Origin of the sequence: Winogradskyella sp. UBA3174, assembly GCF_002364335.1 — a bacterium.
Taxonomy (GTDB): Bacteria; Bacteroidota; Bacteroidia; order Flavobacteriales; family Flavobacteriaceae; genus Winogradskyella.
This window is the reverse complement of the sequence record NZ_DEXW01000066.1, coordinates 12,340-26,630: the sequence shown is the minus strand read 5'-3', so window position 1 is coordinate 26,630 and position 14,291 is coordinate 12,340. Positions and strand designations below refer to the sequence as shown.

At 31.9% G+C, this 14,291-nt stretch carries 15 protein-coding genes; 2 read left to right on the top strand and 13 right to left on the bottom strand.

The window, feature by feature from the left end; genetic code table 11:
• Nucleotides 1–51: 51 nt before the first annotated feature.
• The 13 genes from B2U95_RS13215 to B2U95_RS13155 form a co-directional block, all read right to left on the bottom strand.
• Nucleotides 52–903: a LytR/AlgR family response regulator transcription factor gene (locus tag B2U95_RS13215; RefSeq protein WP_296317008.1), complete on the bottom strand. Its 852-nt coding sequence runs from the start codon at nt 901–903 to the stop codon at nt 52–54.
• Between the two features lie 337 nt (nt 904–1,240).
• Nucleotides 1,241–1,486 (bottom strand): TPM domain-containing protein, encoded by a 246-nt coding sequence (locus B2U95_RS13210; RefSeq protein WP_296317007.1) that lies wholly within the window; start codon nt 1,484–1,486, stop codon nt 1,241–1,243.
• Nucleotides 1,487–1,519: 33 nt separating this feature from the next.
• A complete protein-coding gene (locus B2U95_RS13205) occupies nt 1,520–2,536 on the bottom strand; it encodes a DUF481 domain-containing protein (protein ID WP_296317006.1) in 1,017 nt (338 codons plus the stop codon).
• Nucleotides 2,537–2,651: 115 nt separating this feature from the next.
• Nucleotides 2,652–3,344 (bottom strand): hypothetical protein, encoded by a 693-nt coding sequence (locus B2U95_RS13200; RefSeq protein ID WP_296317005.1) that lies wholly within the window; start codon nt 3,342–3,344, stop codon nt 2,652–2,654.
• 32 nt (nt 3,345–3,376) lie between these two features.
• Nucleotides 3,377–4,615: a formylglycine-generating enzyme family protein gene (locus B2U95_RS13195; protein WP_296317004.1), complete on the bottom strand. Its 1,239-nt coding sequence runs from the start codon at nt 4,613–4,615 to the stop codon at nt 3,377–3,379.
• A 22-nt stretch (nt 4,616–4,637) separates the two neighbouring features.
• Entirely contained in the window at nt 4,638–5,771 is a 1,134-nt protein-coding gene (locus B2U95_RS13190) for a BamA/TamA family outer membrane protein (RefSeq protein ID WP_296317003.1), read from the bottom strand.
• Between the two features lie 56 nt (nt 5,772–5,827).
• The gene (locus B2U95_RS13185; RefSeq protein WP_296317002.1) at nt 5,828–6,391 is read right to left on the bottom strand and encodes a hypothetical protein; all 564 of its coding nucleotides are present in this window, start codon (nt 6,389–6,391) and stop codon (nt 5,828–5,830) included.
• Between the two features lie 43 nt (nt 6,392–6,434).
• Nucleotides 6,435–7,226: a DUF2490 domain-containing protein gene (locus B2U95_RS13180; RefSeq protein ID WP_296317001.1), complete on the bottom strand. Its 792-nt coding sequence runs from the start codon at nt 7,224–7,226 to the stop codon at nt 6,435–6,437.
• 53 nt (nt 7,227–7,279) lie between these two features.
• Nucleotides 7,280–7,780, bottom strand: a complete 501-nt coding sequence (locus B2U95_RS13175; protein WP_296317000.1) for a YqhA family protein — start codon at nt 7,778–7,780, stop codon at nt 7,280–7,282.
• A gap of 86 nt (nt 7,781–7,866) precedes the next feature.
• Nucleotides 7,867–8,901 carry an HAD family hydrolase gene (locus B2U95_RS13170; protein ID WP_296316999.1) on the bottom strand — a complete coding sequence of 345 codons (1,035 nt, stop codon included), beginning with the start codon at nt 8,899–8,901 and terminating at the stop codon, nt 7,867–7,869.
• A gap of 237 nt (nt 8,902–9,138) precedes the next feature.
• A complete protein-coding gene (locus B2U95_RS13165) occupies nt 9,139–10,695 on the bottom strand; it encodes an arylsulfatase (protein ID WP_296316998.1) in 1,557 nt (518 codons plus the stop codon).
• A gap of 341 nt (nt 10,696–11,036) precedes the next feature.
• The gene (locus tag B2U95_RS13160; RefSeq protein ID WP_296316997.1) at nt 11,037–11,204 is read right to left on the bottom strand and encodes a hypothetical protein; all 168 of its coding nucleotides are present in this window, start codon (nt 11,202–11,204) and stop codon (nt 11,037–11,039) included.
• 284 nt (nt 11,205–11,488) lie between these two features.
• Nucleotides 11,489–12,160: a hypothetical protein gene (locus tag B2U95_RS13155; RefSeq protein WP_296316996.1), complete on the bottom strand. Its 672-nt coding sequence runs from the start codon at nt 12,158–12,160 to the stop codon at nt 11,489–11,491.
• Between the two features lie 208 nt (nt 12,161–12,368).
• On the opposite strand from B2U95_RS13155, the gene B2U95_RS13150 reads away from it, so the two are divergent.
• Both B2U95_RS13150 and B2U95_RS13145 read left to right on the top strand, forming a co-directional pair.
• Nucleotides 12,369–13,298: a transporter gene (locus B2U95_RS13150; protein ID WP_296316995.1), complete on the top strand. Its 930-nt coding sequence runs from the start codon at nt 12,369–12,371 to the stop codon at nt 13,296–13,298.
• A 330-nt stretch (nt 13,299–13,628) separates the two neighbouring features.
• Nucleotides 13,629–14,255 carry a hypothetical protein gene (locus tag B2U95_RS13145; protein ID WP_296316994.1) on the top strand — a complete coding sequence of 209 codons (627 nt, stop codon included), beginning with the start codon at nt 13,629–13,631 and terminating at the stop codon, nt 14,253–14,255.
• Nucleotides 14,256–14,291: the final 36 nt, after the last annotated feature.

Genomic DNA, 14,291 nt, shown 5'->3' with positions numbered 1-14,291 from the left:
CCATTAGTTGGGGCAAAAAGCCATTCATACCATTATTTGATATACAGGTAGTTACGGTTTTGTGGTAACTTTATTAAATTCAGAAATGTAGCTTTTCGATACAGGAATTATTAGTTCCGAAACCTGATTTAGTTTTAAATTAAAACCTGAGGATGTCTTTTTTGCAAGTTCGATATTTCTGGTATTAACAATAAATGAACGATGACAGCGAATAATAGGAGTATTAATAAAAGTCGATTCCATTTTTTTTATAGAGTTTCTTAATAAAGACTTCGATAGTGCTCCATTTTCTAAAAAATTAACCTCTACATAATTATCGGCAGATTGTATAAAAAGTAGATTTTCTGTTTTTAAAACTAATTTCACAATCTCGTTTTCGTCTTTAAGGGTAATATCCGGTAAAGTTTTTTCTACCGATTTATTTGTAATATTTTCATTTTCTAAATTCTTGATGACATCTTTAATGTGAATGTAACTGACATATAAGAAATAAGGTGGAAACATAATTAACATATAAGCCAAAAGGTTGTCAAACCAAACCGTTATAAGATTTCCTGTAAAATCCTTATCTAAAACTTCAAAGACAAACCAAACTGACGCAACAAAGACTGCTTCTAAAAGAAACCAAAAAAATAAGGAAATAACAGTAAATCTATTTAGATTAAATAAAACTCTGACAACAAATTGCGATAATAGCAATACAACAAAAGCTAAAGTCATTGCTATAAATAATTCAATAAATACGTCTTCCTTTGTAATCGAACCTTCGTAATATAAACCAAAAGGTTCAAAAAAGTTGAGAAATACAAAAGCTGTAAAAACAGAAAATGCAACAAGATAAAATTTCCTATTTGTAGAATTTATGTCAATATCAGATTGTATGTATTTTCTAATTCGTTTCAAGTCAAGTTTTATTAATTACTTTTAATTCCGTAAATGTATTATTATTTCTTGAGGTGTAAAAATTGTACTCTTTTGCAAATTTACGTTGTGAGGCGGCCATTGAGATTTTTAAAATGTGTACAATTTGCTTAGGCTTTCCTTATTGCCCTTTAGGGCAATAATGGAACGGCAAAAACAAAATCTATCTAGTCAGTCAATTTACTAATTATATGCTTTAATTCTCGTTCTAATATTTCCAATTTATATTCTACTCTTTCTACTTCTTGCCTTGCAGGTAAAGTGATGTGTATAATCACTTGTCAAAGCAATTAATTATACACCGTGTTGCCAACAGTACTTATTTCCATTTTTCTATTAATTCATTTACACCATTTTTAATTCCGGTATAAAATTCTCTATTTTTAAATTCAGGTGTAATTTTTTTGCAAATGACTTCTTTACAAATTTCATTAGTCATAATCAGTTCGGTTCCAGTTCCAGTAGCAATTCCGATTTGTTTGCAAGGACTGCACAGAACGATTGTTAGTCCGTTATTTTTTTCGGCAGTGCCAAACTCCCCAAGTTTATCCAAAATCCGTTGCATATTTTTAGATATTATCTTATAATTATTATAGTATCAATTAAAAGACCATCCAAATCCGCTTGTGAAAATATAATCCACATCATTACCAGCGATTGCTGGTTTATTATCATAGTTTAATGTGAATCCTAGTTTTATATAAAAATCTAAAGGAAGATCATATTTTAAGGATAGATTATAATCTGTTCTAAAACGACCATTTTCAGAAATACTTGGATAAAGTTTCAAATCAGTTACAAAATCAAAATCTTTGACATCATAGATTTTAAACGTTGTAGCAATAAAGACCTCGGTTGATTTTTTGTCTAATGTAGTATCTGAATAGTTTTCGATATTTAGTGTAAATCCAGTTGATAGACCAAGATAAAGTTTATTCGTACTAACAATAAATTTTCCTACTCCAAGACTAGGGCTAATACGAGAATCTAGTGCTTGTTCTGTATTTGAAAGATATGGTATTTCGCCAATTAAATATAATTGTTTTTGTAGTAGTCTTACAAACTCCAAACTGGCATCCGTTCTCTGCGTTTGATCTACATCCTCTTGATTCGTATTAAGGCTATTAATATCTGCTTCAAATCGCCATAACTCACTATTGTAATTTAAATTACCAGACACAGAAAGTTGCTGGGTTCTATTAGCCCTAGTGAAATTATAACTCAAGTCAATTGATGCCTTAAAGCGTTTAAAGAAATTTTCCCTTACTTCCTTAAGCATAATGATTTCAGAAATTGCATATTCCTCTTGCACGTTATTATCTAAGGTAATAGTTATTCTGCCTATATCTTTAGATTTGATATAACCAAACCGACGACGATTACCAGTCAAAACAACTAAACATTTACGTTGTATTACTAATCTCTTTACTTTGTTGAATTCTATATTAAAATCTTTATCACTGTATGCGGTTTCTATCTTTAGAACGCCTTCTGAAATCATCTTGATTTCACCTACTAGTTGATCACCACTTATGAGTCGTATGGTATCGTTTTGAGCGCTTATACCCAAACAAAAAAATAAGCTAGATATAAAAAAAAATAATTTATTAATCATTTTATGAAGTTTTAAGTTACTAGCTAAAAACGTAATGTTCAAGATAGATAAACTTAAAAAAACTGTTTTGACTCTCATTTCTTATTTTGAATTATGCGTCACACGAAAAATTATCTTATTTTTTTGGCGTTTCTAGATTTTCCATCATTAGTTCAACATACTTCCCTGCTGTTTTATAAGCGTCTTTTGGGTTATCTAAACTTATGGTAACAACAGCCACCAATTGATTTTCTTCTATTTCATCTAAATTGTAGGCCACAGTTTCTAAAACATACTTTGTACTATAACTCGTTGATGTTGAAGTCGGAATATAACCTCCAAATGAATCATAATAAGATCCGTAAGCATAAGGATAACTGAAATAATTATAAAATCCACCATAATAACTAGGGTAGTAATTACCATATGAAGCTCCAAAATAAATACCGTTTGTTGTTACTCGTTTAGTAACTTGTTTGTCTTTAATTACCGTTAAAACAACAGCATCAAATCCTTCGCTTTTCATTAAGCTTTTTATGAAATTTAGACGCTCATCGGACATTTCTCGATTTGGATGTATTTTTGGGGCCTTACTATAACTTCCAGTAGCTTTAATTCCTCGTTCACCCAATGCTTTAACAATCTCTTGTTCGAAGGCTAAACGTGCAGGGTTATCAGAAGTTCTTGCTATAACCAAAACATTTTTTTGCTTAAAAATCTCAACTACAGATGGTTCTGCTTTCCAAGCATCTTGTACTTTAGTACTGCTGCAATTTTGAAAGAATAGTGAGATTATAACTAGTACTGCAATCTGTTTAATTTTTTTCATGTTTTTTGTTTTGTAAATATTGATATCGTTTGTTAATATTTTTTATTTATATCTCTTACGCAACGAAACCCTACATGTTCCATTGAGGTATCTGGCGTGTTCCTCATTCGTCTCGCATTGCGATAGCCAGAACACCAATCGTCATGACATAGAAAGGAACCACCACGTATTGCTTTTCGTTTTTCAAAGGTACCATATATTTCAAGTGAAGCTGAAGGTCCAAGTGGATCTATTGCAATTTTATTTTGTTCTTTCAACTTTAAATAATAGATGGCGCTGTACCAATCATTAGTCCATTCCCAAACATTACCTGCCATATCATATAGGCCATAGCCATTAGGCGGAAATGATTTTACTGGAGCAGTTCTATCAAACCCGTCAGCTATTGTATTTGAATATGGAAATTCACCTTGCAGATGATTCGCATTGTGTTGGCCTAGACTAGTTTTATCATTTCCCCAAGGATACATAGCATTTTTTAAGCCACCACGCATTGCGTATTCCCATTCTGCTTCGGTTGGTAAGCGCTTACCTGACCACTTTGCATAAGCCTGAGCGTCATACCAGCTTACGTGTATTACTGGGTGGTTTTCTTTTCCTTTTATTGAGCTGCCAGGACCTTCGGGATGTCTCCAACTTACTTCTGGTTGCAGTGTCCACCAATTGCCCAAGTTCTCTTTAGAAGCACCTTTAGGTGCATATGAAAATAGGAGCGATGCTGGCAATAAGTTTTCTTCAGGGGGTTTAGGTGTACTTGGAGGTAGTTGTTTTCTTAATTCTTCCCAATCTACGGGTCGTTCAGCTACTGTAATGTAATTTGTTGCTTTTACGAATGCTTCAAATTTAGCATTAGTAACTTCATGTGTGTCCATCCAAAAACCACTTAATTGCACAGTATGCTTCGGAAGCTCATCGCCTTGAGCCAATGCAGATTTAGGCATGTTTTCAAAACCATTTGGAGTATCACCACCCATTTCAAATACTCCTCTCGGAATTTTCACCATTCCTGAAGCATCATTTGCCTGATCTAAATCTTCTTTGATTTCCGAAATGGCACGCAATAGACTAACATCCAAATCTTTAGAATTTAGAATTGCTTTTTTTGGTACTGCACATCCTAAAGATGTTTTATCTTCAATCTGAAGATCTAATTTTTCGCTCTTTATATTTTTATTACATGATATTGAGCTAACAAATAGATAAATTATCAGTCCCTTAAGATGCGATTTTTTAAACCTTAATTGTGTTAAGATTTTTTTTTTAATTTTCATTTTAATTCAATTCTATAACCTATTAAAATGCCTCTTCGATTCCAAAATACACACCAGTATTTCCATCTCTACCAACGGCAATATCCATTCTTAAATTTACGTTTTCTTTCTTATTAAAAAGGTAGCGCAATCCACCTCCAATACTATACTTCAAATCTTTTAAGTTTAAACCTGTCAATTCTTCACTAACATCTCCAAAACCTCCAAAGACTACGAAACCTAATTTTTCAGTAAAATATTGTCGTAGTTCAGATTGAAAGGCAACATAATTCCGGTCTCTAAAGCGTCCTTGAAAATAACCTCTCATTCGGTTCTGACCTCCTAAAGCTGGTAATTCATAAAAAGGCGCATTACCGCTTACACTCTTTACATAAAGGTTGGTCGCCAAAACTTGGTTTTTTAATAACTTCTTATAATATCTTACATCTATTTCGAATGAAGAAAAGACAAAATCACTAGGTTCTGGATATACAATAAATTTTATATATTGGTAATGGCCTTCTGTTGGATAAAACACATTATCTCGCCTATCCCAAACTAAATTTATTCCTAAGCCAAAAAGGTTACCTCCCTCAAAACCATTAAAGGCTTCATTAATTAGAAATTGATTATTTTTAACATCTACAATAGATGTGTTTTTATAATCAAAAATAAAACCGCTTCGATCGGCAAAAAACAATAAAGGAGGTACTTGAACCTCTAACTGAAAGTTGAAATCTTCCCTGAAGAAATCTTCAGTTCCGGTGTCTAAAGTCGAATTACCTACACCCCAAAATTTATCTAAAGTATAACCAAAAGATACTGGCATATTAACAACGATATTATTTGAGTTGAAATAGATACTTGGATTCAGTGAAAACTTATATTGTTTGTTAGTTGTGTAATGTGCTCCAAAACCAATTTTAGAAGGTCTTAACCTATCATTATCTTTAGTATAAAAAAGAACGATACCTCCTGCACCAATTGCAGCTTGGGTCTCCGGAGAATAAAAGGCGTAAGGATACCCACTAAAATTTATTTTTTTAATTTTAGTACTATCTTGGTTTCTAACTAAAATAGAATCAATAACAGCCTTTCCATCTTGCGAATACCCGTAAATGGGAAGACCAATTAGTAATAAGAAAATGAGTTTATGTATAATTGTTTTATAATTCAATTTAATTAGTTATTTATGTGCAAATTAATCGAAACTCAGATAAATAAATTAAAGAATTAGAACTTTTTAGCAATACCTATACCAAGGTTAAAACTATTATAGGCGTTAAAGATAACATCATAGTTAAATGCAAAAATTACTTCCATTTCTTTAACAGGAATCTCTATGCCATATTCTGCTCCAAATCGGGCAACGGCAAAACTTTCGGTTGTTTCCCATTCTGCTCCAAAACCTAAAGCAAATCCAAAACTTTCTGATAGTTTATGAGAGCCTACAACAAGTGCAGAAAACGGAAATTCACGTTCTAAAACCTCATCATTAGAACCATCGCGTTCTACTATAAAATCTTCAATAATTAAATCGGTATGCAAACCGAGTGACCATTTGTGATTAAAATTATAATTATAATTTATTGCAAATGAAGGCACTATTAACCAATCTTTCTCACCATTAGATAGTCCTTGATTTATATAACTATGTGTAAGGAATAAACCTAGTGAATGCTTTTTAGTCGCTTCAGTATATTCTTCACGGGCTTCTTCTTTTTCTCCTTGAGCGTGTATTAAACAACTATTTATAAGCAGTAAAATTAACAGTAGATATTTTTGTGTATGTATCATAATTTTTTAGATTCCTTTTTTTTAATATATATAAATTTATAATTTAAAATCCATCCTCTTCATTTATATTTAATTCTTGTTTTTTAGAATTTCCTTTGAACACTCGGAGCCTTAAAATAAAATCACTTGAATTATTATTTGTTTCGGTAATGTTTTTGGTGCTATTAAATATAAGGTATAATTCAAACCTCAAATCGTTTTCTAATCGATAACCTATTCCTGGTGAGATTCTGAGTAAATCGTTAAATCGGTCCGCTTTTTTTAAATTAACAAACACTTCGGCCTGCAACGGAATATATAGGCCTTTTGCAAATGATAAATAGTGTTTATTCCAGCTTAAAATTGTAGACACCTTATATCTCAGCCTGAATGCGCTGGTCCAACCTGAGTTATTAAATGCATTCTGAAACCGCTCTTCTAACCGCACATAATTGTATAAAGTGATCGGTTTTATTGTGGGGATTTCAAATTTAATTCCTTGCATTAATCGAAACTCTAAATTATCATTAGCATCATAATTTTGAGTGTAAATTAGACCTGCACCCAAATGATAAGATTTAAGTAAAGGCTTCTTGTTTATGAAATCTATTAATTTTTTGTCGTTTTTTATATTTAAAGTTGAATGGGCTAAAAACCGATTATAAATTTCAGGTGTTATTTTACGAAAACCGATTTGCGTTCTTAAGTTTTGGTTTTCATTGAAAATATTGGTAAAGTTATAATCTAACCAAAATTGCTGATTCACTTTTACATCTTGGTCTACAATACTATCTTGGGCAGATATAGTATTATAAATAAAAAGTATTATGATATAAACAAGAAGTCTCTGCCACATACATTCAATTCTAAAATTTAACGCAATAATATATCATTAAATGTATTTAAAAATTATCTTTTGATATCTCTAATTAATTTTAAAGCTAAAGCTAATAGTACTATCGTTACAGGTAATATAAGTTGTTCATAATGCAAATCTTTTGGACGTGCAAAAAAACCTAATGAGCACCAGACTGTTAAGGTTAGTAATAAAGTCTCCCAAAGCAGTACTTTTAAATCCATAAAGGTTTTAATTTTTGAAAACACAATACTTTCTTTAAATGTGTTTTCATTACCTACAAAGAGTTTAAATATCCCGCCACCAAGCACTAAAATAACTAACGAAAACAATAAAGTGTCTACAGCTTCAATGATATGAACTCCGGGATGAGAAGTGCCTTCGTGAAGTCCTGTAAGTTCCATAAAGCCTTTAAATAGTCTTATAGACCCTACCGCAATAGCTATTAATCCTGAAAACATTATTAATAACGAAATAATTAAAGCAAAGTATTTTAGAGTGAAAATAGATTCAAACCTAGAAAGAAATGACTTTTTTTTGGTGATATTTGGCATGTTTTTGGAATTTATAAAAATTTTAAAATAAGGACTCTTAATACAAATATAGCATGAAGCTCTTATCTTTTAATTCGGTATTAAACTTAGTTCTTTAGTTCAAATGGATAGATCACTTTCCAGTCTTTTGCCATATCAATAACAGTCCAACCATCTTTATTAGCTTGGTCTAAACCTTTATCTAATTTCCCTATGTGAGAATCTCTATCATATGCCCATTCGCGTTCTGCGTCTGTATGATGAAGGTATAACATAAAGCTTTTATGAGCGTTAGATGCTGTCCATTGCATCATTTGTAAATCTCCGTCAGAGTTTCCAGATGAGAATACAGGTTTTTTACCAATTATTTTTTGAATATTTAGTGGTTTACCTTTTTTATCATCGTTAAAATCTAAACCAGTTGTGCGTAAAATTCTAGGATTACCATCGTTGTAATCAAATTCAGTTGTAATTCTACTACCTATAATTTGTTCAGAAGGGATCCCATAAATTGGTGACACAAATGCTCGCATAAAATCGACTCCACCACCTGAAACGATATAGGTTTTAAAATCGTTAGCTCTTAAATATTGCAATAACTCTAACATAGGTTGATATACCAATTTATCATAACCTACATTTTTTGTTGGATGTTTAGCCGTTTTAACCCAATCTTTAACAACGGCATCAAATTCTTCTGTACTCATTCCGGTATGGGTAGTCATTATTAACTCCATCAATCCACGCATTCCTTCTTTTGATAAAGCTACCATATCATTATCTAAAACGGCTTTAAATGGCTGCTCTGTCTTCCATTCAGGGTGATCTCCAGCTAATGCCTTTACTCTGTCAATGGCAAAAAACAACTGAAAATAAGCAGGTTGCTCAGCCCAAAGGTTTCCATCATTATCAAAGGTGGAAATACGATCAGCAATTGGAATAAAATTTTCACTTTCTGTATTTGTTACATCGGTAACATAAGACATAATTGCTTCCTTGCTAGCGCTATCATTCCAAGAAGGTAATGGATCTGTTGCTGTTGCTAAAACGTCTTGTTGTTGTTCAGTTTCTTGTTTACAACTAAAAAGTGTGGTAATAATTAGTAAAACGAGTACGGTTTTCGATATAATCTTATAATTCATAGTGTTTGGTTTATTGTTATAAAAAATGCCATTGAATTAGAATATAGCATTAATAAATTATTCCCTAATTTTTTAGGGTTTTTATAGTCACTGCGAAACCACAGTATATAAATAGAGCGAGAGTCTAATTAATAAATACTGTTTTTATAAATTTTTAGTTTTTATTTATTGCAATTGTATGCTATGAAAATAAGGGATTGTGTTTTGAAAACACAATCCCTTTTAGATTTTAAACTATTAATTAGAACCAGAGCTTTCTAGTAATTTTTTCATCACCTTATCTAGTGAGAAACTAGCAGCTTCTTGTCTTGGTGGATATTCTTTAAAAGTCGAAAGAAATTTACCTACATAAGCCTGAGCTGGTACTAATAAGTAGACCCTATCAAGCAACCAGTCATAATATGTGTTTGACGTAATTGGTGCATTTTCATACGGGTCACGTCTTAAGTTAAATATTAATGGAACTCTTAATTCTGTAAATGGGTTAGCCCAAATCGCTAAAGTACCGACTTGTCTTTGTTCCAAAAACACTACTTTCCAGTCACCATATCGTAGAGAACTTAAATCGCCATCATCAGTAAAATAGAAAATTTCTTTACGTGGCGATTCTACTTTGGATGGATTTCTTAGATGCTCCATAATATTATAACCATCTAGATGTAGTTTATAACTACGACCTAAAGCTTTAGATGTGTAACCATCTAATAGGTCTTCTTTAATATCTGTTTTACCAGCTGCTGCTGCATAGGTAGGTAACCAATCCATGTGATGAACAACACCATTACTTATAGAACCTGGTTTTACAACACCAGGCCAGCGTACCATAGATGGTACTCTCCAAGCACCTTCCCAGTTGGTATTTTTTTCTCCTCTAAAAGGAGTTGTACCTGCATCTGGCCATGTATTCATATGAGGGCCATTATCGGTAGAATAGTGTACAATTGTATTATCTGCTATACCTAATTCATCTAAAATATCTAAGAATAAACCAATATGCATATCGTGTTCTACCATACCATCTGAGTATTCGTCTTGACCTGAAATACCACGTTTAGATTCTTTAACATGTGTTCTAAAGTGCATACGTGTGCCACTCCACCATACAAACCAAGGCTTATCAGAAGCTGTTTGTTCTTTGATAAATGCAATTGCAGCAGCCGATGTTTCATCGTCTACAGTTTCCATACGCTTCTTAGTCAATGGTCCTGTATCTTCTATTTTACCACCAGCTGACGATTTAATTACACCTCTAGGACCAAATTTCTCTCTAAAAGTTTGACCATCAGGCATAATCATATCGCCTGGATAATCTTCATTTTCTGGTTCTTCTTCAGCATTTAAATGATACAAGTTCCCAAAAAACTCATCAAAACCATGATTAGAAGGTAACATCTCATCCTTATCACCTAAGTGATTTTTCCCAAATTGACCTGTGGCATAACCTTGATCTTTTAATACTGTAGCAATGGTAATGTCTTCTATTTTCATTCCTTCATCAGCACCAGGAAGACCTACTTTAGATAAACCTGTTCTAAAAACACTTTGTCCCATAATAAAAGATGAACGTCCGGCAGTACATGATTGTTCACCATAGTAATCTGTAAAAATTAGACCTTCTTTGGCAATACGATCTATATTTGGGGTTTGGTAACCCATCATTCCCTTTGAGTAAGCACTAATATTAGATTGCCCAATATCATCTCCCCAAATCACAAGGATGTTTGGCTTTTTTTCTTTCTGAGCATAGGAAAATCCGATGCTAAATAATAGTAATGTTAAAAATATTTTTTTCATAGTTGATTAGTTTTAAATAATGTATTAATAACTTGTTGAGTTTTTGTCTTAATAAACAATTTACGAAAATATAATAAATCGTAGACGACAATAGCTGTTAAATACTTATTTATTAAAGAGTTATACTATTTTTTACTCACATCAAGGATGAGGAGAGCCTAATACTATTATTTAAGTAGCCATTTTTTTGCTGAAGCCATTTTTTTAAAAACTTGAATATTAAAACCTCGGAGTTTCATAACACTAATTGCAAAGTAATTAATATCTCTGGCTGGCCATATTACAACATATTTAGCGCTCATGTCTAAATGAAGTATTGCAGTATCTCCGATATAAAATCGTTATTTATAGGTAAGGTCGGTTTTTTCTAATCTTGTTCCGTCAATTAAAATTTTTTCAGCTTTTTCTTCTCCTAGTGCTACTATAAACTCTATAAAATCGTCATTATGAAATGTCTCAGACAGCCTTATTTTTAAAAATTCTGCTTCTTCATTTAATTTAATTGTCATAGCTTTTTAAAAAGGTATTTATTTGACTTACAAGTGAAATACTGTCCTCTAATAGATACTTGCGTATTAAATTATTATTAGTGAATTTCTTAAAAAGTTTTTGATTTTAAAATATATAGAGCATAGCTAGACACCTTTTGTGGATTTTATGAATAGATATTGCCAACCGACACTATTAACAGTTCCTATTATTTATTTATACTAGCACTTTATGCTCTATTTAATTATTCTAAGTGATTTGTCAAATCTATCATTCTAACTACTTAATGCTATATTTAAGGTTGTTATTTTTTATCGAAACTTTTTGAAATGGCTTTAACATATTGGTGAGCTGTAGTTGCAGCATTATCTGGTTCTTCTAATTTTGAAGTTACTACAGCAACTAATTGTTTGTCTTCAGGTTCGTCTAAATTATAAATCAGAGTTTCTACAACATAATTTGTAGCTGTGTAGGTTTGAGACGTTGGCTCAACATAGTTTCCTAGCGTAGAAAAAGAATTTACATTACCATAATAACCATAAAATCCGTTATAATATCTTGGGTAAAACCCATAATAGTTACTACCTGCATAATAGCCACCATCAGTTACCCTTTTTGTAAGCTCTTCTTCCTCTTTTACGACAGTTAAAATCACACCATTAAAACCACTCTCTAGTAGCATAGTTTTAATTTTTTTCTGCTCAGCTTCTGTAAGTTTTTTATCCGGATCTAATTTCGGGAACTTTTCAAAACTTGCAGTTGCTTTTATATCTTTAGCAGTCAAATCTTTTACAATTTCATTCTCAAAAGCAATTCGTGCAGACATATTATCTGTTCTAGCAATTACCAAAATATTATTGTTTTTAACCGTATATGCATTTTCTCCTTTCCAAGAGTTAAGTACTTTTACACTTGAGCATGAGCTAAAAAAAAGAATTGTTGTTAAAAGTAAAAGAGGATGGATAAATTTTTTCATAATTGAGTTAATAAAGTTTAATAATAGTTGAAAATAGAAAAAGCAAAAAATGGGTAATCGATAAATTTCTTATAATTGCAAATGTAATGGTTTTGTTGAATAATTAAAATATCTTCTGATATGTGAAATACCACAAACGAAAATATTTTTTGAGTCCCAGCGTTTTTTCACTACTAAAAAAACTAATTAATGATTATTTTATATTAAAATGATAACTAGAAAAAATAATTTTATAATTAAAACTAGTATTGTATGTGCTATACTCTGCTTTGTTAATTTTAGTTTTGGTCAAGATATTGAACCTAGACGTTGGAATCCTTTACCATTAAAAACCAATGTTTTGGCTGTAGGTTATGCAAATACGTCTGGGGATATTCTTTTTGATCCTTTATTACAGGCTGAAGACGTCACTGTAAAAGTAAATTCTATTGTAGCATCTTACATTCGACCTTTTAAAATAGGCAATAAAGCAGCACGATTCGATGTGGTCATCCCCTTTGTCAATGCCACTTGGAAAGGCTTACTTAATGGTGTGCCTGCGAGTGCACGTCGTGATGGATTTTCAGACCCTCGCATAAGACTGTCTGTTAATCTTACAGGTGCACCTGCAAGCACAGGAAAAGAATTACAAGAGTATTTGGTATCACATCCTGTTAATACAACTATAGGAGTATCGTTAGCGGTAACTTTACCTCTAGGTCAATATTTTGAAGAGAAACTTATTAACTTAGGTCAAAATCAATTCGTATTTCGTCCTCAAGTCGGTTTCGTTCACAACTGGAGAAAATGGTCTTATGAATTAACAGGGTCTGTTTCTTTTTTCAGCAAAAACCCTAATTTCTCTAGCGGACAGGATAAAACACTAGATCCTGTGTTTGCATTACAAACCCATTTAATTAAAACGTTTAAACCCAGATACTGGGCTTCTGTAAGTTTAGCTTATGGTCTAGGTGGTCAATCCGTGGTTAACCGTCAACCTAATAATGATGACCGTGGTGATGTTCAGTATGGGCTAGCGTTTGGGTTTCCTTTACTAAAAAAACAAGGGATGAAAGTTTTTTATATTCACTCTGAAACGGTGAAAGATGTGGGTTCAAATTTAAATGTTCTTGGATTAGGCTGGTCTGTTTTATTTTAAGTAAAAATGAGTGCTGACCAAAACCAACCTATTTTCTAAATACTACATATCATTTGATATTTGATAGAGATAGGGGTTAACCTATTTTTGCCTTTAATATTATAAATGATAGAAAAAATAGTTGTGTTTGCTTCATTTTGGTTTTGATAACACTGGCTAATATTGATTTATCTGAACTTTTTTAGACCAAGGGTTTGATAGTGAATGGGAATGTCCTAAAGTAGTATCATTAAATATTTTAATTGAATCTAATTGTTCGTTTTTTATTTTTTTTTAATTTCACCAAACATCTGATAATAAAATCTTTATAAATTAATACATCTTTTTACTATGAAAAAACTTTCACTATTTATTTTAATGGCTCTTTTGTCTTTTAGTGCAATTGGTCAAGTCATTGAAATTACTCCTTCGTATGGTTATCAATTTGGAGCTAAACTTGGTTATGGCCCAAATTATTTAAAAATGGAAGATAGTGGCCAGTTTGGGATTACTCTTGGCGTGGAAACCTATACAGGATTGATGGCCGAGTTGACGTATATTAATATGAGTTCAGAACTAAGAATTAGAGATGTTGTCTTTTCACCAATTGAAAGTAAACTTGCAGACCTTAACCTAGATTGGTTTCTTGTTGGTGCAACCCGTTATTTTAAAGAAGGTAAAGTAAGGCCTTTTGTTGGAGCTAGTTTAGGGCTTGTTGTTGTTTCACCATCAAATGAAAATAACACAATCATAGGGAATAGTCTAGATAGTACAACGAGGTTTGCCTTTAGCTTTAAGTCAGGAGTGAATATTATGCTTACAGATGTTATCGGTTTAAATCTACAAGGAAACTTGTATTTTCCAGTTAATTGGGCTGGGGTTTATGTAGGCCCTGGAGGTGCAGGTATAAGTACAGGTTCTACAGTGATTTTAGGTGGGTTTAGTTGTGGTTTAGTATTTAGATTAGATAAGGATTAAACCGTTTATGCTTTTTAAGTAATTAAATTTTAATTG